Origin of the sequence: Phenylobacterium koreense (assembly GCF_040545335.1) — a bacterium.
GTDB classification, from domain to species: Bacteria; Pseudomonadota; Alphaproteobacteria; order Caulobacterales; family Caulobacteraceae; genus Phenylobacterium; species Phenylobacterium koreense.
Map to the genome: position 1 here is coordinate 768,295 of NZ_JBEPLU010000001.1, position 19,293 is coordinate 787,587.

Below are 19,293 nucleotides of genomic sequence, written 5' to 3' on the forward strand. Positions count from 1 at the left end.
CTACGGCCAAGCTTGGCCTCATCGGGTTCAGGTGTCCAAAAGTCACCGACCCGGCCAAAACCCGGTCATTTTGATCCAGAAATGTATTGGCTGGGCCGTCGAGAAGGTCCTACGATCCTCCCGAACGCTGCGTCGCGGTAAGGCGAGCCTGCTTTCATTGGCCGTCGTCTGGAGTCCCGCGGGAGAACGGCGTCGGGAAGGAAGCGATTGTGCAGCGCACTAGTGCCGAGGGGCCAGACTACTTCCACAAGGTCGTCGATTGCCAATGGGCCTGTCCGGCCCACACGCCCGTACCCGAATACATCAGGCTGATCGCCGAAGGGCGTTACACAGACGCCTATATGGTCAACTGGAAGTCGAACGTCTTCCCGGGGATCCTGGGCCGAACCTGCGACCGCCCCTGCGAGCCGGCCTGCCGGCGCGGGCGGGTCGAGGAGGAACCGGTCGCGATCTGCCGACTGAAGCGCGTCGCCGCCGACAACAAGGAGGACATCACGGGCCGGCTGCCCGTGCCGGTCGCGGTGGACAGCGGCAAGCGCGTCGCCCTGGTGGGCGCAGGCCCCGCCTCGCTCACCGTCGCCCGCGATCTCGCCGTGCTCGGCTACCAACTCACCCTGTTCGACGGGGAAGCCAGGTCCGGCGGCATGATCCGCAGCCAGATTCCGCGTTTCCGGCTGCCCGAGGAGGTTATCGACGAGGAGGTAGGCTACATCACCGGCCTGGGCATGGAGCTTCGGCTGGGCGAACGGATCGACAGCCTGAAGGCGCTGCTGGCCGAGGGCTATGACGCCATCTTCGTCGGGTCCGGCGCGCCGCGCGGGCGCGACCTCGACATTCCCGGGCGGCAGGAAGCGGCCGCCAACATCCACATCGGCATCGACTGGCTCTCCTCGGTCTCCTTCGGCCACATCGAGAAGATCGGCCGGCGGGTCATCGTCCTCGGCGGCGGCAACACCGCCATGGACTGCTGCCGCACCTCGCGCCGGCTGGGCGGCGAGGACGTGAAGGTCATCGTCCGCTCCGGCTTCGAGGAGATGAAGGCCAGCCCCTGGGAGAAGGAGGACGCGATCCACGAGGACATCCCGATCCTCAACTACCTGGTCCCCAAGGCCTTCACCCACGAGAACGGACGCCTGACCGGCGTGCTGTTCGAGAAGGTGCGGCCCGAATACGACGAGCGCGGCCGGCGCAAGCTGGTCCCCTCGGGCGAGCCGGACGAACACTACGAGTGCGACGACGTGCTGGTGGCCGTCGGCCAGGAGAACGCCTTCCCCTGGATCGAGCGCGACATCGGCCTCGAGTTCAACGAGTGGGACATGCCGAAGGTCGACGAGACGACCTTCCAGTCCACCCTGCCCAACGTCTTCTTCGGCGGCGACGCGGCCTTCGGACCCAAGAACATCATCTGGGCCGTCGCTCATGGACACGAGGCGGCGATCTCCATCGACAAGCTGTGTCAGGGCGAGGACATCGGCGAGCGCCCGGCGCCGCAGACCTCGCTGGTCAGCCAGAAGATGGGCATCCACGAGTGGAGCTACGACAACGCCCCGGCCAACGACGCGCGCTATCGCGTGCCGCTACGCGAGAAGAGCGAGGCGCTGCGGAACGTGAAGTTGGAGGTCGAGCTCGGCTTCGACCGGGAGCTGGCCTACAGCGAGGCCAGGCGCTGCCTGAACTGCGACGTCCAGACGGTGTTCACCGAGTCGGCCTGCATCGAGTGCGACGCCTGCGTGGACATCTGCCCCACCGACTGCATCACCTTCACCGACAATGGCGAGGAAGAGGACCTGCGGGGCCGCCTGAAGGCGCCGGCGCTGAATCTGGAACAGGCGCTCTACGTCTCGTCGGATCTGCCGACCGGACGGGTGATGGTCAAGGACGAGGACGTCTGCCTGCACTGCGGCCTCTGCGCCGAGCGCTGCCCGACCGGAGCCTGGGACATGCAGAAGTTCCTGCTCGAAATGACCCATGCGGGGGGATGCCGATGATGAGCAGGCCTTCAGTCCTTCTCCCCTTGCGGGAGAAGGTGGCGGGCGAAGCCCGACGGATGAGGGGTTCGGGCCTCTCGGCCGGACGGGGCGCCGCCACGCGAACCGCGACGCCGCCCCCCTCATCCGACCCTGCTTCGCAGGGCCACCTTCTCCCGCGAGGGGAGAAGGACCGGGGGGCAAGACCATGAGCGCGGCGGTCAACGACTTCGTCGTCAAGTTCGCCAACGTCAACGGCTCGGGCTCGGCCAGCGCCAACGGGATGTTCGCCAGGGCGATCCTGCGGATGGGCGTGCCGGTGGCGGCGCGCAACATCTTCCCCTCGAACATCCAGGGCCTGCCGACCTGGTTCGAGGTGCGGGTGACCGAGGCAGGCCATCTGGGCCGGCGCGGCGGCGTGGACCTCATGGTCGCCATGAACCCGCAGACCTGGGATCGCGACGTCGCCGAGATCGAGCCGGGCGGCTACCTGTTCCACGACTCGACCAAGCCTCTGCCGCCCTCGAAGTTCCGCGACGACATCACCGTGGTCGGGGTGCCGCTGACCGAGATGTGCAACGCGGCCTACCAGGTCCCGCGCGAGCGGCAGCTCTTCAAGAACATCATCTATGTCGGCGCGCTGGCCGCCCTGCTCGACATCGAGATTCCGGTCATCGAGCAACTGCTGGCCGAGCAGTTCGCCGGCAAGGAACGGCTGATCACCGCCAATGTCGCGGCGCTGCACATGGGCCGGGACTATGTGGCCGAGAACCTCCAGCCGCTGGACCTCAAGGTGCGCCGCGTCGATCAGGTGGGGACGCGGATCTTCGTCGAGGGCAACGCCGCCGCGGCGCTGGGCGCGGTCTATGGCGGGGCCAGCGTCTGCGCCTGGTATCCGATCACCCCGTCCACCTCGCTGGCCGAGGCCTTCACCGACTACTGCCACCAACTTCGGATCGACCCGGAGACCGGCAAGGCGCGCTACGCCATCGTCCAGGCCGAGGACGAGATCGCCTCCATCGGCATCGTGGTCGGCGCCGGCTGGAACGGGGCGCGGGCCTTCACCGCCACCTCCGGCCCAGGCGTGTCGCTGATGACCGAGTTCATCGGCCTCTCCTATTTCGCCGAGATCCCGGCGGTGATCTTCGACGTCCAGCGCGGCGGCCCCTCCACCGGCATGCCCACCCGCACCCAGCAGGCCGACCTGCTGGCGGCGGCATACGCCGGCCATGGGGACACCAAGCACCCGCTGCTGCTGCCGGCCGATCCGGGCGAGTGCTTCGAGATGGGAGCGCTGGCCTTCGACCTCTCGGACCGGCTGCAGACCACGATCTTCGTCATGCTGGACCTCGACATCGGCATGAACGAGTGGCTGACCGAGCCCTTCGCCTGGGACGACGCGCGCAAGCTCGACCGCGGCAAGGTGATGAGCTTCGAGGACCTGGAGGCCGGCCGCGAGTTCGGCCGCTATCTCGATGTGGACGGCGACGGCATCCCGTACCGCACCTATCCGGGCGTCCACCCGACCCGGGGCGGCTATTTCACCCGTGGCACTTCGCGCAATCCCTTCGCCCGCTACAGCGAAGAGGGCGCGGTCTATGTCGACAACATGGAGCGGCTGCTGCGCAAGTTCGACACCGCCCGCAGCCTGGTGCCCGCCCCGATCCGGCGCGACGCCGCCGAGCCGAGCCGCGACGGCGTGATCTATTTCGGCTCGTCGACCCCGGCGGTGCACGAGGCCCTGACCACCCTGGAGGAAGGCGGCGTGGCGCTGGACGCCCTGCGCCTGCGCGGCTTCCCGTTCGCCGACGAAGTCTACGCCTTCGTCGCCGAGCACGAGCGTGTGTTCGTGGTCGAGCAGAACCGCGACGCCCAGCTCCGCACCCTGCTGATCAACGAGGGCGACATCGACCCGTCGAAGCTGATTTCGGTGCTGCACTACGACGGCACGCCGATCACCGCGCGGTTCATCGCCGGCGCGATCGAACGACTGCTCCTGGGCCAGAGCGCCATGTCGGAGGCCGCCGAATGACCTACATCACCAAGCCCCGGCTGCATCACCCGCTGCTGACGCCCAACGCCCTGGGCTACACGCGCCGCGACTATGAGGGCTCGGTCTCCACCCTGTGCGCCGGCTGCGGCCACGACTCGATTTCCTCGGCGATCATCCAAGCGGCCTACGAGTTGGACCTGCCGCCGCATCGGGTCGCCAAGCTGTCGGGCATCGGCTGCTCGTCCAAGACGCCGGATTATTTCCTCAGCGCCTCGCACGGCTTCAACACCGTGCATGGCCGCATGCCCTCGGTGCTGACTGGAGCCAACCTGGCCAACCGCGACCTGATCTATCTGGGCGTCTCGGGCGACGGGGACTCCGCCTCCATCGGCCTTGGCCAGTTCGCCCACTCGATCCGGCGTGGGGTGAACATGCTCTACATCGTCGAGAACAACGGCGTGTACGGCCTGACCAAGGGCCAGTTCTCGGCCACCTCCGACAAGGGCTCGAAGTCGAGGAAGGGCGTGGTCAACCACGACGCCGGGGTCGACCTGGTGAGCCTGGCCCTGCAGATGGGCGCCACCTTCGTCGCCCGCTCCTTCTCCGGCGACAAGGCCCAGCTCGTGCCGCTGATCAAGGCGGCCCTGGCCCACCGCGGCGCGGCCTTCATCGACTGCATCAGCCCCTGCGTGCAGTTCAACAACCACCCGGGCTCCACCAAGTCCTACGACTATGTGCGCGAGCACAACGAGGCGGTGAACCGCATGGACCTGGTCCCGGCCCGCGAGGCGATCACCGTCGACTACGCGCCCGGCGAGACCGTGCCGGTGACCCAGCACGACGGCTCGGTCCTGCGCCTGCACAAGCTGGCCGAGCACTACGACCCGTCCGACCGGGTCGGCGCCATGGCCTATCTCCAGGCGCGCCAGGCCCTGGGCGAGATCGTCACCGGCCTGCTGTTCCTCGATCCGGAGGCCCGCGACCTGCACGAGAACCTGGGCACGGTGGAAACCCCGCTCAACGCGCTGGCGGAACACGAGTTGGTCCCAGGTTCGGCGGCTCTGGAAAAGATCAACGCCGCCCTGCGCTAGCGCCGCTCGATTTGCGTATCGAGCGGAAGACCGCTCGCCCTCAAGCCGGCCATCGGCTAGAGCGCGGCCTCGTCTTCGACCGCAGATCAGTGGAGTTTGGGCATGAGCCAGGTCCTGGTGCTCGACGCCGGAGGGACCATCAGTTCCGCGCCCGCCGCCAACGGCGCCCTGGCCGGCGGCCAGGCCCTGGCGGCAGCCCTGGGCGACGCCGCCGCCGACCTGCGCATCGAACGGGTCTATGCCGGGCTGAGCGAGGAAATGAGCCTCACCCAGGCCGGAGAGGTCGTCGCCGCCGCCCTCGCCGCAGCCGAGCGCGAGGACGTGGCCGCCGTCGTGGTCACCCACGGCACCGACACCATGGAGGAGACAGCCTTCCTCGCCGACATCCATTGGACCAGCGCCAAGCCCATCGTCTTCACCGGCGCCCAGCGCTCTCCGGGCCAGCCGGGCTTCGACGGGCTCGACAACCTGCGCGACGCCTTCGCCCTGGCGCAGAAGCCGGAAGCACATGGCCTGGGCGCCTGGATCGTGTTCGGCGGCTACGCCCTGCCGGCCCGCGGCGCCTTCAAGCGGCACACCAGCGCCCTCGACGGCTTCGCCCATCGCATGGGCCTGGGGGTCACCCTGCGCCAGCCCCTGCCGCGGCGGGTACGGCCGGCCCCGCTGCCGTTCGGGCCGTGCGACGAGCACGTCGACCTGATCGGCCTAGGATTGGGCGCCAACGGCCGGCTGATCGACTCAGCCGTGGCCGGGGGCGAGCGCGGCCTGGTGCTGGAGGGCCTGGGGCGCGGCAACGCCGGCCCGGTCGTCGCCGAGGCGGTGTCCCGCGCCATCGCGGCCGGCGTCGCGGTCGCGGTCACCTCGCGCTGCGCCGAAGGCGACGTCTCGCCGGACTACGCTACCGGCCGGCGGTTGGCCGACGCCGGCGCGGTGTTCTGCAACGACCTCAGCCCCAGCCAGTCCCGCATCCTGCTGGCCCGGATGCTGGCCCTGCACGGCGAGGCGGGTCCGGCGCTCGACGCGTTCCGGCGCTGGCTCTCGGCCGGCTGAGGGGATCAGGACCGTCGCGTCGGCGTCACGATGTGGGTTTCGGCAGGGTCATAGCCCCAGATCACTTCGGCGATGGCCTTGGGCGTGCGCCGGAAGATCAGGCCGATGCGGCGCGGCGTCATGCCGGCCCGGTGCAGGCGCCGGATCTCTTCCTGGTCGGCTTCCGACAGCAGCGCCGGTTCGGCCTTGGGCCGGCTGCGCGAAGCCGGCGCGACCCGCCCGAGCGCGGCCAGCGCCACCACCGTGGCCCGCGAGGCCGGCCCGACCTCGAACACCTCCCCTTGCGCATCGAACGCCTGCACGACGACACCGCGCCGCGCCAGGCCATCAAGTATCGAGAGGACCTCCGGCAACGAGGGGGCCAGCACCGCCAGTTCGGTCACCACCACGCCATCGCCCTCGCCAAGGTGTTCCAGGCGCTCGACCAGCCGCTGCGCGGCCCGGGCGTTGGCGGTCTCTTCGATCAGATAGTCGTCAGGCGACATCGCACGCACCCGCGCCACCTGCTCGTCGGTGGTGGGTAATCCGGATCGATGTTGAACTATCGCCAAACGCATGGCCGCGGACCGCCGCAAAGTCAGATCAAGGACCGCTTTACAATCAGCTTCACGTGACAGTTCGCTGACACCGACGAGACTCTTCAGCGTCACATATCCTGCACACGGCCTCGCTAGGTTCGGTGCATGCGGGGAACGTCGCTCTTCATTGGCGCGCCAAGCGTCGAGCCGAAGCCACTAGGCCTGGCCGTCGGCCTTGCGGCGCTGGGCTTCGCCATCCGCCTGGCGGCCGATCCCTTGCTCGGAGAGGACGACACCTACATCGCCTTCTACCCGCTGGTCACGGTCGCCGCGCTCTTCCTGGGCCCGGCTCCGGCCGCGCTGGTCACCGGCCTCGGAGCGATCAGCGGCTATGTCTGGTTCGGCCGCCCGGAAGGGGACGAAGACCTGGGCGCCGAGCATCTGACCCCTCTGGCCCTGTTCGTGGTCAGCAGCGTGCTGACCATCGTTCTGCTCGTGAAGATGCGGCGCGCGATGGCTTGGCAGGCCAGCGCCAGGCGCGAGGCCGAAGCGCTCGCCACCGACCATGCGGTGTTGTTCGGCGAGATGAACGCGCGGGTGACCAACCATCTCCAGCTCATCGCCGGCCTGCTCCAGCTCCACGCCCGGAACGATCGCGGCCCGACCAGCCGCGCCTTCGAGGAAGCCTCCGCCCACACCCTGCTGATCTCCAAGCTGCACAGGGACGTCGCGGGCGACGGCCAGCCGCTCGACTTCAGGCCGCTCGTGCGCCGGCTGGTGGACTCGGCCGCGCCGCCCCCAAACCCGCGGATCGAGATCTCGCCTGGCGAGCTCTGGCTTCGCCCGGACCAGGCGACCTCCGCCGCCGTCGTCCTCTTGGAGCGTCTGCGCGCGCACCAGGCCGCCAGGACGGACGGCTCCCTGCGGATCAACCTTCGAACCGAAAGCCATCAGGCGCGCATCGAGCTCGTCGCCAGCAGCGACCGGCCGCTGCGCCGGTCGCCCCTGCCGCGCCTGCATTTCATCGAGGCCATGGTCGAGCAGCTCGGCGGCCGGTTCCAGCAGCGGCAGACGGCGTTCGGTTCGACCGAAACCCTGGCCTTTCCGCTGGATCCTCCGGCTACGGACCAGATTTCGTCGCAAGCCACGCTGCATTGACGGCGACGATTTACGCAGTGCGGCGCGGCCGCCGATCCTATAGTTGGCGATCAATGAGCGCGTCCCCCCCTTTCTCTGCGTTGCGGATCCTCGAGGCCGCCTCACGCCACAAGAGCTACACTGGGGCGGCGCGCGAGCTGAACGTCACCCACAGCGCCGTCAGCCAGTCGATCAAGCGGCTGGAGACCAGCCTCGGCGCCTCGCTGTTCGCGCGGCGCGGCGGCGCCATGGAGCCGTCTGAGGCCGCGCTGAAGCTCGCCCAGACCTACGCCCAGGCCGCCCTCGCCCTCGAGCGCACCCTGCTGGAGGTGCAGACCGGTTCAGAGGCGAGCGGGCTCTCGCTGCTAGTCCCGGCCGGCATCGGCAAGGGCTGGCTGGCCGGCAGGCTGGACCGGCTGCAGGACGCACTGCCCGATCTCGAGGTGGCGCTGACCAGCAATCCGGCCGCGCCCTTTGACGCCCAGCTCCTGCTGGCTGCGCCCGCGCCGCTCGACGCTGCGGCGATCGGAGAGGCGACCCTGTTCGCGGCCCATGCTCCGGACGAGCCGGCCAAGACGCTCGACGACGCTCTGGCTGCTCCCCTGCTGGTGGAGGCCGGTTCGAACTGGGAGAGCTGGGCACGCCGCGCCGGTCTCGATCCCAGCCGGACGCAGCATCGCGCCTTCGACGATCCGGCCGCATTGCTCGATGCTGCGGCGAAGGGCGCCGGCGTCGCCGTCACCCACATGTTCGTGGCCGAAGCCCATCTGGAGGACGGCAGGCTGCGGCCCCTGCCTTCGCCGGCCTTCGCCTCGGAGAGCGCCAGCCTCGTCCTGCGGGCCAGCACCGCGCCAGGCAAGGCCGATGCGGTGTCGCGCCTCACCATGTGGCTGAAGCTCGAAGCGGCCCGCAGCGCCGCGCGCCTGCGCGAGCGCTTCAAGTCGCTAGCGTGAGCGTCCGCGGGCGCTGACCGGCCAGATGTCCACCAGGGTCTCGCCGCGGACCAGGTGGTAGCTCTCGTAGAGATCGACCGTCGGATCGCAGTGCGGCGTCGATAGCCGGACCATGTCGCCGATCGCAAGGTCAGCCGTCGCCGGGCCGACCAGGGCGCCGTGCTCGTCGCCCATGAAGGCGTAGCGTCCTTCTGCCAGGGCCTCGTCCTCGGGGCGCGGCGGCTTGCCCTCGGTGGCGAAGGCCTTCAGCCCGGCGTCCACCGTCACCATGCCCCGGGCGTTGGCGCTGACCACCCGCGCATCGACGAACAGGCTGCGCTCGTAGGGCGCGACGCCCTCGCCGGTCAGGTCGCAGGCCAGGTACTCGTCGTCCATGAAGATGTAGGACCCCACCTGCAGTTCGTTGATGACTCCCAGCTCCAGATCGATGCGGTGGGTGCCGGTGCCCGCGCCGGTGACGATGGCCGGATGCGCCCCGGCAGCGTCCAGCGCCGCGATCACGTCGCGCAGATAGTCGGTGCGCGCCTCGATGGCGGCGCGGCGGCCCGCATAATCCTCGATGTGCTGCTCGCGCCCGCAGTACATCTGCACGCCCTCATAGCGCAGCGACGGCTCGGCCAGGATCTGCCGGGCCAGGGCGACGGCGTCTTCGGCGGACGAGACGCCGGTCCGGTGGATGCCGGGATCGATGTCGACGAAGACGCCCAGCGGCCGCTCGGGCGAGGCCGCCCCGGCCAGCGCCGCAACGTTGTCCGGGCAGTCGACCACGACCGAGAGCCGGTCGGAGGCGGCGTTCAGCGCGATCAGCCGCGCGATCGCCGGGGCCGAGACCACCGGCGAGGTGATGTGCAGGCCCGCTATGCCCCCCCGCGCCAGGGCCTCGGCCTCGCCCAGCTTGGCGCAGCACAGGCCGACGGCGCCGGCCGCCACCTGACGGCGGGCGATGTCCACGCTCTTGTGGGTCTTGGCGTGCGGCCGCAGGCGAACGCCCCTGGCCTTGGCCAGCTCGGCCATGCGGGCGATGTTGCGGTCCAGCGCGTCGACGTCCAGCACCAGCACCGGGGTGTTCAGGTCGCGGCGCGAGCCCTGGCGCCCGATCAGCTCGCCATGCAGGCGAAGGTCCTCAGACATACGGCCCTCTCTGTCTCTAGCTGAAGAGTTCGGCAAGGTGCGCATTCAGGAACTTGCCCTGCGGGTCGGCCGCCCGGCGAACGTCGCGGAAGCGTTCGGCCATCGGATATAGCGCATCGACGTCGCTGCGCGCGAGCGTATGGCGCTTGGCCCAATGTGGCCGCCCGCCAGCGGCCCGGAAGATCGCTTCCGCCTCGGCCAACAGCGGCGACCAGGGCATCTTGGCGTACTGGTGCATGGAGATCGACGCGCCCGGCCCGGTGTTGAACGGGCTCATCCAGATGTCGTCGCCCGCCGCCCAGCGGAACTCGAAGGGGAAGGCCACCGGCGCCTTGCGACGCCGAATCCAGGCGATCGCCTCCATCAGCGCCGGCAGGCCGGCCGCTCGCGGCATCTCGTACTCCATCTCCTCGAACCGCACGCTCCGGGTCGAGGGGAATATCCGATAGGCCGGCCCGATCTTGTGGCTCGCCGACGATGCCGCGGTCATGAACCTCTGCGCAGGTCCCGCCAGGAACGGCGCGGCCGCCGTCACGTCGCAGCAGAACCGGAAGATCTCCTCCTCGTTGATCATCGGCCGCTTGCCCCGCGGCGTCTCCGGCGCCTCGGTCGGGTGCAGGGTCTTGAGGATCACCTCCTCGGCATAGGGGAAGACGAAGAACTCGGCGTGCCGGTGGCGCTCAGCCAGGTCTGCGAAGTTCTCCATCGTCCAGGCCAGCGGCTTGCGCTCGATCCGCTCCTCCAGCCTGTAGGCCGGCAGCACGTCGACGGTCGCGCGGGTCACCACCCCGAAAAGGCCGAGCGACAGCCGTTGCGCCTCGAAGAGCTCCGGCCGCTCGCTGCGGCTGCATTCGACCACTTCGCCGTCGGCGCCGATCAGGCGAAACCCGTGGGCGATAGTCGCCAGGCTGCCCAGGTCGCGGCCCGTCCCGTGCGTTCCGGTGCTCAGCGCCCCGGCCAGCGACTGCGGGTTCACATCGCCCTGGTTGGGAAGCGAGAGCCCCTCCTCCCACAGCGCCTTGGTCAGCCGCTTCAGGCTCCACCCGGCCGGGGCGGTGACCGTCCGGCGATCGGGAGCGATCTCCAGTTTCCCCTCCAGGTCCTCGAGCGACAGCAGGAGGCCGTCGGTCTCGCAGAGCGGCATAAAGGAATGGCCTGCGCCTACGACCCGCACCTTGGCCGCTTGCCGCACCATCTCGGCCAGCGTTGCCTCGGTCCGCGGCCGCGCCACCTGCGCAGGCTCGGCCCGGACGCTGCCCGACCAGTTATTCCAGGACGCCATGCTCCCCTCCCCGGCTTTTCCAGCAGCATCGGCGACAGGAGTTTAGATAGTCAAGACTATCGTTCTCTCACCGCGTTGCGCAGCATCGCCGCCGCCTCCCGCAGGATCTCGTCCCGCGGAACGCCGGTCTCTTCCGTCAGCATCTCGTCGGCCGCGAAGCCGAACTCGACAGCGATCCGCAGCCGCCGCCAAAGCGCCTGGCGCGGAACGTCGGGAAGGAACTCGGCATAGAAATCCGTCAGCCGATCGGCCACCAGGCGGTGCGACTCCGTCCGCACATGGGTCAGTTGCGGCACCGCCCGCAGCGCCCGCAGGGTCCATACGGCCCCCGGCTCGGACGCGGTGACCTCCGCGGTCGCACGCAGCAGCTCCTCGGTCGCATCGGCCAAGGCCCTCGGCCCGCCCCGCGCATGCCGGTCGAGCCAGGCGAACAGCGCCGCGTTCTGGCGGTCCATCAACCGCCGCCCCAGCGCGCCCAGCACGTCATACTTGTCCTTGAAGTAGCGATAGAGCGCCGGCGGGGTCATGCCTGCGCGGGCGCAGATCTGATTGGTGGAGATACGCTCGATGCCGACCTCGGCCAGCAGTTCGCCGGCCACCTGCAACAGGCGCTCATAGGTCTGCTGGCTGCGCTCCTGCCGCGGCGCGGGCTTGGCCGCCCGCTCGCCGATATCGTCCGCCTTGAGCGCCTCGCCGCCTGCCGCCATTCGTCTCCTCCGCCCCCAGCATGCCTTCGGTCACGTCGCGCGCCAAGCGCTCGCGGATCATCTTGGCTGCTCGGGACTTATCGCTGCATCGGCGCTCGCGGGAGTCCGCTCATGAAGCCAAAGCCCCCTCCGCCTCTCTACGAGGACCCTGGCCCCGACCTGCTGCAGGACGGCCAGGAAGAGGTCTTCTCCCACAAGGCTGTCGAACGCGGCCTCACCCATGACCCGCGCGCCCTCGGCCCCGATCGCGTCGACGGCGAAGACCTGCCCGAATGCGGCTCCGAAAGCGGTGATAAATAAGCGGCGGCCAAGCAAAGCCTGGCTAAACAATGGAAATGAAATAATCATAGCCACCACCATTGGGCCAACAGTGAAGATAGCGAGCTACGCTATAGTATAGTTATTAATTTTATAAGTGAAGCTGCAACCCTCTTTCCGGACATCCATTGTAGCGGCAAGTCTTCACGGGGCTGTCCAGCGGCGCTTGGCGAGTTCCCCGTGGAGAAATCCAGACGACAATCGGAGAACAAGATGCCCAAGGACGAGACGGACGCTGGCGGCTCAGCGCCTGAGAATACAGCATCGCAGGGCCAGAGCGCCGCAGCCTCCCAGGCCAGCGCGCAGCCTAAGGAGGCAGGCTCGCAGTCGGCCATCGAGCTTCTGAAGTCCGACCATCGGACGGTGGAAGGACTGTTCGCTCAGTACGAAAAGGCGGCCGGCAATCAGAAGGCCCGAATCATCGAGCAGGTCTGCAGCGCCCTGGTGATCCACACTATGCTCGAGGAGAAGCTGTTCTATCCGGCCTGCCGCCAGGCGGCCTCGGATGAGGAGCCGCTGGACGAGGCGCAGGTAGAGCATGACGGCGCCAAGGTGCTGATCGCCGATCTCATGAGCGGGAACGGCCAGGACCAGTACCGGGACGCCAAGGTCAAGGTCCTTTCGGAACAGATCAAGCATCACGTCGGAGAAGAAGAAGCTCCGACCAGGGGAATCTTCGCGAAGGCGAAAGCGGCCGGGGTCGACACCCCCGAGCTGGCCCAGCGCATCCGCGAACTCAAGCAGCGTCTCGAGGCGCGCCAGGACGAGCTGTTCCCACCGGCTCTCGTGTCCATCGACGCCCTGGCCAGCCGCGATCGCACTCAGCAGGAGGAAAGTATGCCAAGACAAGGTCCAGAACGTGACGAACGCGGTCGCTTCATGAGCGATGACGACGACCGCTATTACCGCTCCCGCGAACGCGACGACGACCGCTATTACCGCTCTCGCGGCCGGGATGACGACGACGGCCGCGGTTGGTACGGCGATCCGCAAGGCCACTCCGAGGCTTCCCGGAGAGGCTGGGCCGAACGCCGGGGTGAAACCCGCTCCTTCCGCCGTGACGATGACGACGACTACCGCCGCAGCTATCGCAGCCAGGAACGCGACCGCGATGAGTATGGCCGGTTCGTGAGCGATGACGACGATCGTCGCGGCGGCGGCTATCGCGCCCGCGACGAGCGAGGCCGCTTCACCGACGAGGACTACGGCTATCGGTCCCGCTCGCGCTACGAGGACGACGATCGCGGCTACCGCTCGCGCGGCAGCGAAGATCGCGGCCAAGGCGGCTGGTTCGGGGATTCCCGAGGCCACGCCGAGGCGGCGCGGCGCGGCTGGGAAGAAAGAGGCGGCGGCCGTTCTCGCTACGAGGACGACGATCGCGGCTACCGCTCGCGCAGCGACGATCGCGGCCAGGGCGGTTGGTTCGGCGACCCGCAAGGCCATGCCGAAGCCGCTCGACGCGGTTGGGAAGGCCGTCGCTAGACGGCCCAACCCTCCCTTGGCGCCCGCCGTCAGTGGCGCGCGTTCACCTCAAGCGGCCGCCGCAAGGCGGCCGCGCCTGTTTTCAACCGACGCCTTGGCGCCTCGCCCCGGAACTCCCGGCATGCTCTCAGAAGCTTCCTATTGGCTCGTCGTCTATGGCCCGGACGCACGCGCCCTCGCCCAGGCCGCACTCAATTGCCAGAACGACCAGGAGGCGATGATCACCGCCTTCTGCACGGCCAGCCCCTTCGGCCACGAACTCTGGTCGCGGGACGGCTTCCTGGGCGTCTTCCACCCAGCGCTTTCCGTCGCCGACGACATCACGTCCTTCGACTGACGCCAGGCGGCGCATCTATCCTATGACCTGAAGGAATTTGGTGCGGGCGGTCGGGCTCGAACCGACACTCCTTTCGGAACCGGATTTTGAGTCCGGCGCGTCTACCAGTTTCACCACGCCCGCAGCGAGGGCGATCCGTTTAACAAGCTTGCCGGACGAAGGCCAGAGGCGGACGGCGCGCGAGATTTCGGGTTCTCCGTGCGCCCGCAATTTAACCGCTTTGACACATTGCGTCACAACCCTGGTGGAACGTGCGCAGACCGACATCTGGGCGCCGCGCTCTAGCCTTACCTTGCGTGCATCAAGCCCCTGACCTGTCATCACCGTCCGAGGACCCATGACGCTCAAGGATCGCCGCGGCATCTGGATCGCCCTCATCGTCGTGGGCGTCCTGCTCCTGGGTCTTGCGCTGAAGGGGATGCTCTTTCCGTCGAACAGAGGCCCGGCGGTCGCCACCGCCCCGGTGACCATGGGCGACGTGGAACAGACGGTCCTGGCTACCGGCACGCTCGAGCCCATCGAACTGGTCAGCGTCGGCGCCCAGGTGTCGGGCCAGGTGACCTCGCTGAAGGTCGAGCTCGGCCAGCAGGTGAAGCGCGGCGACCTGATAGCCGAGATCGATTCCCAGCCGCAGCAGAACGCCCTGCGCACCGCCCAGGCTCAGGTGGACAACGCCCGCGCCCAGCGCCGGCAGGCCGAGGCGACGCTCACCGAGACGACCCTGGCCTTCGACCGCCAGACCCAGATGCTCGCCGCCGACGCCACCTCCCGCGCCGACTATGAGGCCGCCCGCGCCGCGCTCAAGACCGCCCAGGGCCAGCTCGCCGCCCTCGACGCCCAGATCGCCCAGGCCACCGTCTCGGTGGAGACCGCCCGCGTGAACCTCGGCTACACCCGCATCGTCGCGCCCATGGACGGCACGATCATCGCCATCGTCACCCAGGAGGGCCAGACGGTGAACGCCAACCAGGCCGCGCCGACCATCGTCAAGCTCGGCCAGTTGGGCACCATGACCGTGAAGGCCGAGATCTCGGAGGCCGACGTGGTGCGCGTCCATCCCGGCCAGGACGTCTATTTCACCATCCTCGGCCAGCCCGACCAGCGCCGCTACGCCAAGCTGCGCACCGTCGAGCCGGCGCCGGAATCGTTCGTCAGCGAGACCTCGAGCGCCAGCGCCTCCGGCTCTGCCGCCACCGCCTCGGCGATCTACTACAACGGCCTCTTCGACGTGCCGAACCCCGACGGCCTGCTGCGCACCTCCATGACCGCCCAGGTCTATATCGTGCTGGGCCAGGCCAAGGGCGTGCTGACCGTGCCGTCGGCGGCCCTGGGCGAGCGGGCGCGGGACGGCTCCTATCCGGTGCAGGTCGTGCTCGACAACGGCAAGACTGAGCGCCGCAGGGCCAAGATCGGCCTGAACAACAACATCACCGCCCAGGTGCTCTCGGGCCTCAAGGCCGGTGACCGGGTCGTGGTCGCCGAAGCCGGGCCTAGCGACCAGGCCCAGCAGGGTCCGGGCGCCCGCGGCCCCGGCGGTCGCCGCCGGCCCGGCCCCTTCGGGTTCTAGCCATGGCCGGCGCGCCGCTCATAGAGGTCCGCGGCCTGCGCCGGGAGTTCCCGGCCGGCGAAGGGACCATTGCGGTCCTGAAGGACATCGACCTGACCATCCAGGCCGGCGAGATGGTGGCCATCGTCGGGGCCTCCGGCTCGGGCAAGTCGACCCTGATGAACATCCTCGGCTGCCTGGACCGGCCGACCAGCGGCTCCTACCGCGTCGCCGGCCGCGAGACCGGCGACCTCGACCCCGACGAGCTGGCCGAGCTGCGGCGCGAGCACTTCGGCTTCATCTTCCAGCGCTACCACCTGCTCTCCGACCTCAACGCCCTGGGCAATGTCGAGGTGCCGGCTGTCTATTCCGGCAAGTCGCGGGAAGCCCGTCGCAGCCGGGCCTCGGAGCTGCTGACACGCCTGGGCCTCTCCGACCGCATGGGTCACCGCCCGGGCCAGCTCTCCGGCGGCCAGCAGCAGCGCGTCTCCATCGCGCGGGCCTTGATGAACGGCGGCGAGGTGGTGCTGGCCGACGAGCCGACCGGCGCTCTCGACAAGGCCAGCGGCGAGGAGGTGATGCGCATCCTTCAGGAGCTGCACGCCGAGGGCCACACAGTGATCATCGTGACCCACGACATGGGGGTCGCCGAGCACTGCCAGCGCATCATCGAGATCAGCGACGGCGAGATCATCGCCGACCGCCTCACCTCGAAGGAGCCGCTGCCGCCGGCGGTCCGCGACACGCCGCCTGTGCTGCAGGAAGGCGGTCTCAGCGCCGCCGCCGACCGTTTCCGCGAGGCCTTCCGCATGGCGGTCCTGGCGATGAACGCCCACCGGCTGCGCACATTCCTGACCATGCTCGGCATCATCATCGGCATCGCCTCGGTGGTGTCGGTCGTGGCCCTAGGCGAAGGCTCGCGCCGGCAGGTCCTGGCCAATATCAGCGCCATTGGCACCAACACGCTCGACATCATGCCCGGCAAGGATTTCGGCGACATGCGCTCTGGCGCGGTCCGCACCCTGGTCCCCGCCGACGCCGAGGCCCTGGCCCAGCAGCCCTATGTCGACAGCGTCACTCCCACGGCCCAGACGAGCGTCACCCTGCGCTTCGGCAACGTCGCCGCCACCGGCCAGGCCAATGGCGTAGGCGACCAATATTTCCGGGTGAAGGGCATGAAGATCGCCCAGGGCGCCTTCTTCGGCCCCGACGCGGTCAAGTCCTATGCCCAGGACGCGGTGATCGACCAGAATACCCTGAGCACCCTGTTCGCCGGCTTCGACGGCGACCCGATCGGCCAGATCATCCTGGTCGGCTCCATGCCGGCGCGGGTGGTCGGGGTCGCTCAGGCGACCTCCGGCTTCGGCGGCGGACGCGAGACGGTCACCGTCTACCTGCCCTACACCACCGTCCAGGCGCGAATGCTAGGCGACACCACCCTGCGCAGCGTCACCGTCCGGGTGAAGGACGACACCCCAAGCGACGTGGCCCAGGCCGCGGTCACCAAGCTGCTCACCCTGCGCCATGGCGTGCGGGACTTCTTCATCGTCAACACCGACGAGATCCGCCAGACCATCACCTCGACCACCCAGACCATGACCATCCTGATCTCGGCCATCGCGGTGATCTCGCTTATCGTCGGCGGTATCGGGGTGATGAACATCATGCTGGTCTCGGTGACCGAGCGGACCAGCGAGATCGGCGTGCGCATGGCGGTCGGCGCACGCCAGAGCGACATACTCCAACAGTTCCTCATCGAGGCGGTGCTGGTCTGCCTGCTGGGCGGCATCCTGGGCGTCCTGGCCGCCCTGGGCTTCGGAGCGATCTTCCAGACCTTCAGCACCAACTTCAAACTGGCCTATTCGCCGGCCTCGATCATCGCCGCCTTCGCCTGCTCCACCCTCATCGGCGTCGTCTTCGGCTACCTGCCTGCGCGCAACGCCGCGCGCCTCGACCCCGTCGCCGCCCTGGCTAGAGACTGATGCGCGCGCCCGTCCTCATCGCCCTACTCGCCGCAACCGCCCTCAGCGGCTGCATGTCCAGCAGGTTCGTCACGCCCCAGGTGGACCTGCCGACGGCCTATCCGCACGCGAGCGCCAGCGGCCCCGACGCAAGCCTCCTCGCCAGCCAGGGCCAGTGGTGGACCGGGTTCGGCGACACGCGCCTCGATCGCCTGGTGGGCGACGTCCTGGCCCGCAACAACGACCTGGCGGCGGCCGCCATCCTGGTCCGTCGGGCCCAGCTCCAGGCGGGTCTGGCCGGCGCTCAGCTCCTGCCGCAGTTCTCCGGCGGCGCCGACGCCAGCACCAGCCGCCGCGACGAGGGCGGCTCGACCCGCTCCTACGGCGCCTCGCTGAGCGCCAGCTACGAGGTGGACCTCTGGGGCCGCCTCGCCGCCGAGCGCGACGCCGCGCGCTGGGAGGCCCGCGCCACCGGCCAGGATCTCGAGGCCACCCGCCTCACCCTGATCGGCACGGCCGTCGACCTCTATTACCAGCTCGCCTTCCTCAACCAGCGCATCGCCAGCGCGCAGGAAAGCCTGGCCTACGCCCGCCGCACCCAGACCCTGATCCAGAGCCAGTACGCCGCCGGCCAGGTGTCCGGTGTCGAGATCAACGAGGCCGAGCAGAGCGTCCGCAGCCAGGAATCGGCCCTGGCCGAGCTCGTCCAGCAGCGGGTCGAGGCGCGCTCGGCCCTGGCGCTTCTGCTCAGCGGCTCGACCTGGTCAACCGACAACGAGCCCCAGGTCCTGCCCGAGGCCGCTCCGGCCCCGCCGCCGGAGGGACAGCCCGCGCAGCTCCTGGCCCGCCGCCCGGACCTGCGCGCCGCCGAACTGCGCCTGCGAAGCTCGCTCTCGGTAGTGGACTCCACCCGCGCCAGCTTCTACCCGACCCTCGGCCTGACCGGCACGGTGGGCGGGTCGAGCGCGGCCCTGTCGAACCTGCTGGCCAATCCGGTCGCCACCCTGGGCGCCGGGATCACCCTGCCGTTCCTGAACTTCAACCAGGCCCGGCTGAACATCCGCGTGTCCGAGGCGGACTACGAGCTGGCCGTGGTCAGCTTCCGCCAGACCCTGCTGGCCGCCTTCACCGACGTGGACAACGCGCTCTCGGCCCGCACCCAGCTTGCGGCCCAGGGCGAGGCGCTCAGCCAGTCCCTCGCGGCGGCCCGCCGGGCCGAGCAGCTCTACGAAGTCCGCTATCGGGCCGGCGCCGTCCCGCTGCGCACCTGGCTCGACGCCCAGGAATCCCGGCGCGGGGCCGAGATCGCCCAGGCTCAGAACATGCTGGCGCGGCTGAACAACCAAGTGGCCATCTATCAGGCCCTCGGCGGCGACCTCGCCCCCTCGGCCACCCCGTAAACGCGACATCTTCGCAAGCTGTGGAAAATACCCAGGGCCCAGCTCTCGACGCGGCGAACGTCAAATGATAATCGTTCGCAATAGTGCGTAAGGATCGGGCGTATGAACACCCACACTCCCCGGCTGGCGACAGCCGCCGACGCTGCCGCGGGCGCTGTGGTGCGCCTGAGCGAAGCCTCCGTTGGCGACGCCGGGATCATCGTCGAGGTGCGGGCCGAGGCTCATGACGATCACGGGGTTTCCGTCGAGGAGCTGCAGCGCCGCCTGTTGGAGTTCGGCTTCGTGGAAGGCGCCCGGCTCGAGGTGATCCACCAGGGCGCCATCGGGCGCGATCCGATCGCCGTGCGCCTGGACGACATGCGGGTGGCCCTGCGCCGCCGCGACGCCGCGGACGTGCTCTTCCTGCTGGACCCGCGTTGA

The 19,293-nt window shown here is 69.1% G+C and carries 17 protein-coding genes and 1 tRNA gene; 13 read left to right on the forward strand and 5 right to left on the reverse strand.

Annotated elements, in window-relative coordinates; translation table 11 throughout:
- Positions 1–209: 209 nt before the first annotated feature.
- From ABID41_RS03765 to ABID41_RS03780, 4 genes are all read left to right on the forward strand, one after another.
- Positions 210–1,988 (forward strand): FAD-dependent oxidoreductase, encoded by a 1,779-nt coding sequence (locus ABID41_RS03765; protein ID WP_331928213.1) that lies wholly within the window; start codon positions 210–212, stop codon positions 1,986–1,988.
- Positions 1,989–2,175: 187 nt separating this feature from the next.
- Positions 2,176–3,999: a 2-oxoacid:acceptor oxidoreductase subunit alpha gene (locus ABID41_RS03770; protein ID WP_354297194.1), complete on the forward strand. Its 1,824-nt coding sequence runs from the start codon at positions 2,176–2,178 to the stop codon at positions 3,997–3,999.
- Positions 3,996–5,051 carry a 2-oxoacid:ferredoxin oxidoreductase subunit beta gene (locus ABID41_RS03775; RefSeq protein ID WP_331928217.1) on the forward strand — a complete coding sequence of 352 codons (1,056 nt, stop codon included), beginning with the start codon at positions 3,996–3,998 and terminating at the stop codon, positions 5,049–5,051. Before ABID41_RS03770 ends, ABID41_RS03775 begins: the two co-directional genes overlap by 4 nt.
- A gap of 102 nt (positions 5,052–5,153) precedes the next feature.
- Entirely contained in the window at positions 5,154–6,101 is a 948-nt protein-coding gene (locus ABID41_RS03780) for an asparaginase domain-containing protein (protein ID WP_354297195.1), read from the forward strand.
- A 5-nt stretch (positions 6,102–6,106) separates the two neighbouring features.
- Here ABID41_RS03780 and ABID41_RS03785 read toward each other — a convergent pair whose 3' ends face one another.
- On the reverse strand, positions 6,107–6,658 hold the full coding sequence (locus ABID41_RS03785) for a recombinase family protein (protein WP_354297196.1): 552 nt from the start codon (positions 6,656–6,658) through the stop codon (positions 6,107–6,109).
- A 126-nt stretch (positions 6,659–6,784) separates the two neighbouring features.
- On the opposite strand from ABID41_RS03785, the gene ABID41_RS03790 reads away from it, so the two are divergent.
- Positions 6,785–7,777 (forward strand): DUF4118 domain-containing protein, encoded by a 993-nt coding sequence (locus ABID41_RS03790; protein ID WP_331931926.1) that lies wholly within the window; start codon positions 6,785–6,787, stop codon positions 7,775–7,777.
- 53 nt (positions 7,778–7,830) lie between these two features.
- Positions 7,831–8,709: a LysR family transcriptional regulator gene (locus ABID41_RS03795; RefSeq protein ID WP_331931925.1), complete on the forward strand. Its 879-nt coding sequence runs from the start codon at positions 7,831–7,833 to the stop codon at positions 8,707–8,709.
- On the opposite strand, the gene ABID41_RS03800 is transcribed toward ABID41_RS03795, so the two are convergent.
- Genes ABID41_RS03800 through ABID41_RS03810 form a run of 3 tightly spaced genes read right to left on the reverse strand, consistent with a single transcriptional unit; the run spans position 8,701 to position 11,829 of the window.
- The gene (locus ABID41_RS03800) at positions 8,701–9,840 is read right to left on the reverse strand and encodes a DSD1 family PLP-dependent enzyme (RefSeq protein ID WP_354297197.1); all 1,140 of its coding nucleotides are present in this window, start codon (positions 9,838–9,840) and stop codon (positions 8,701–8,703) included. The two genes, ABID41_RS03795 and ABID41_RS03800, sit on opposite strands and share 9 nt — an antisense overlap.
- A gap of 16 nt (positions 9,841–9,856) precedes the next feature.
- On the reverse strand, positions 9,857–11,122 hold the full coding sequence (locus ABID41_RS03805) for a D-arabinono-1,4-lactone oxidase (RefSeq protein WP_331932185.1): 1,266 nt from the start codon (positions 11,120–11,122) through the stop codon (positions 9,857–9,859).
- A gap of 56 nt (positions 11,123–11,178) precedes the next feature.
- Positions 11,179–11,829: a TetR/AcrR family transcriptional regulator gene (locus ABID41_RS03810; protein ID WP_331932186.1), complete on the reverse strand. Its 651-nt coding sequence runs from the start codon at positions 11,827–11,829 to the stop codon at positions 11,179–11,181.
- Positions 11,830–11,940: 111 nt separating this feature from the next.
- On the opposite strand from ABID41_RS03810, the gene ABID41_RS03815 reads away from it, so the two are divergent.
- From ABID41_RS03815 to ABID41_RS03825, 3 genes are all read left to right on the forward strand, one after another.
- The gene (locus ABID41_RS03815) at positions 11,941–12,129 is read left to right on the forward strand and encodes a hypothetical protein (protein ID WP_331932187.1); all 189 of its coding nucleotides are present in this window, start codon (positions 11,941–11,943) and stop codon (positions 12,127–12,129) included.
- A 231-nt stretch (positions 12,130–12,360) separates the two neighbouring features.
- Entirely contained in the window at positions 12,361–13,629 is a 1,269-nt protein-coding gene (locus ABID41_RS03820; protein WP_331932188.1) for a hemerythrin domain-containing protein, read from the forward strand.
- 121 nt (positions 13,630–13,750) lie between these two features.
- On the forward strand, positions 13,751–13,966 hold the full coding sequence (locus ABID41_RS03825; RefSeq protein WP_331932189.1) for a hypothetical protein: 216 nt from the start codon (positions 13,751–13,753) through the stop codon (positions 13,964–13,966).
- A gap of 38 nt (positions 13,967–14,004) precedes the next feature.
- Here the strand turns inward: ABID41_RS03825 and ABID41_RS03830 are convergent.
- A tRNA-Leu gene (locus tag ABID41_RS03830) sits at positions 14,005–14,089 on the reverse strand.
- Positions 14,090–14,303: 214 nt separating this feature from the next.
- Between ABID41_RS03830 and ABID41_RS03835 the strand changes: the two genes are divergently transcribed.
- From ABID41_RS03835 to ABID41_RS03850, 4 genes are all read left to right on the forward strand, one after another.
- Positions 14,304–15,533, forward strand: a complete 1,230-nt coding sequence (locus tag ABID41_RS03835; RefSeq protein WP_331932190.1) for an efflux RND transporter periplasmic adaptor subunit — start codon at positions 14,304–14,306, stop codon at positions 15,531–15,533.
- A 2-nt stretch (positions 15,534–15,535) separates the two neighbouring features.
- Positions 15,536–17,494 (forward strand): MacB family efflux pump subunit, encoded by a 1,959-nt coding sequence (locus ABID41_RS03840; protein WP_331932191.1) that lies wholly within the window; start codon positions 15,536–15,538, stop codon positions 17,492–17,494.
- Positions 17,494–18,873, forward strand: a complete 1,380-nt coding sequence (locus tag ABID41_RS03845; RefSeq protein ID WP_354297198.1) for an efflux transporter outer membrane subunit — start codon at positions 17,494–17,496, stop codon at positions 18,871–18,873. Before ABID41_RS03840 ends, ABID41_RS03845 begins: the two co-directional genes overlap by 1 nt.
- Positions 18,874–18,975: 102 nt before the next feature.
- Entirely contained in the window at positions 18,976–19,293 is a 318-nt protein-coding gene (locus ABID41_RS03850; protein WP_331929650.1) for a FeoA family protein, read from the forward strand.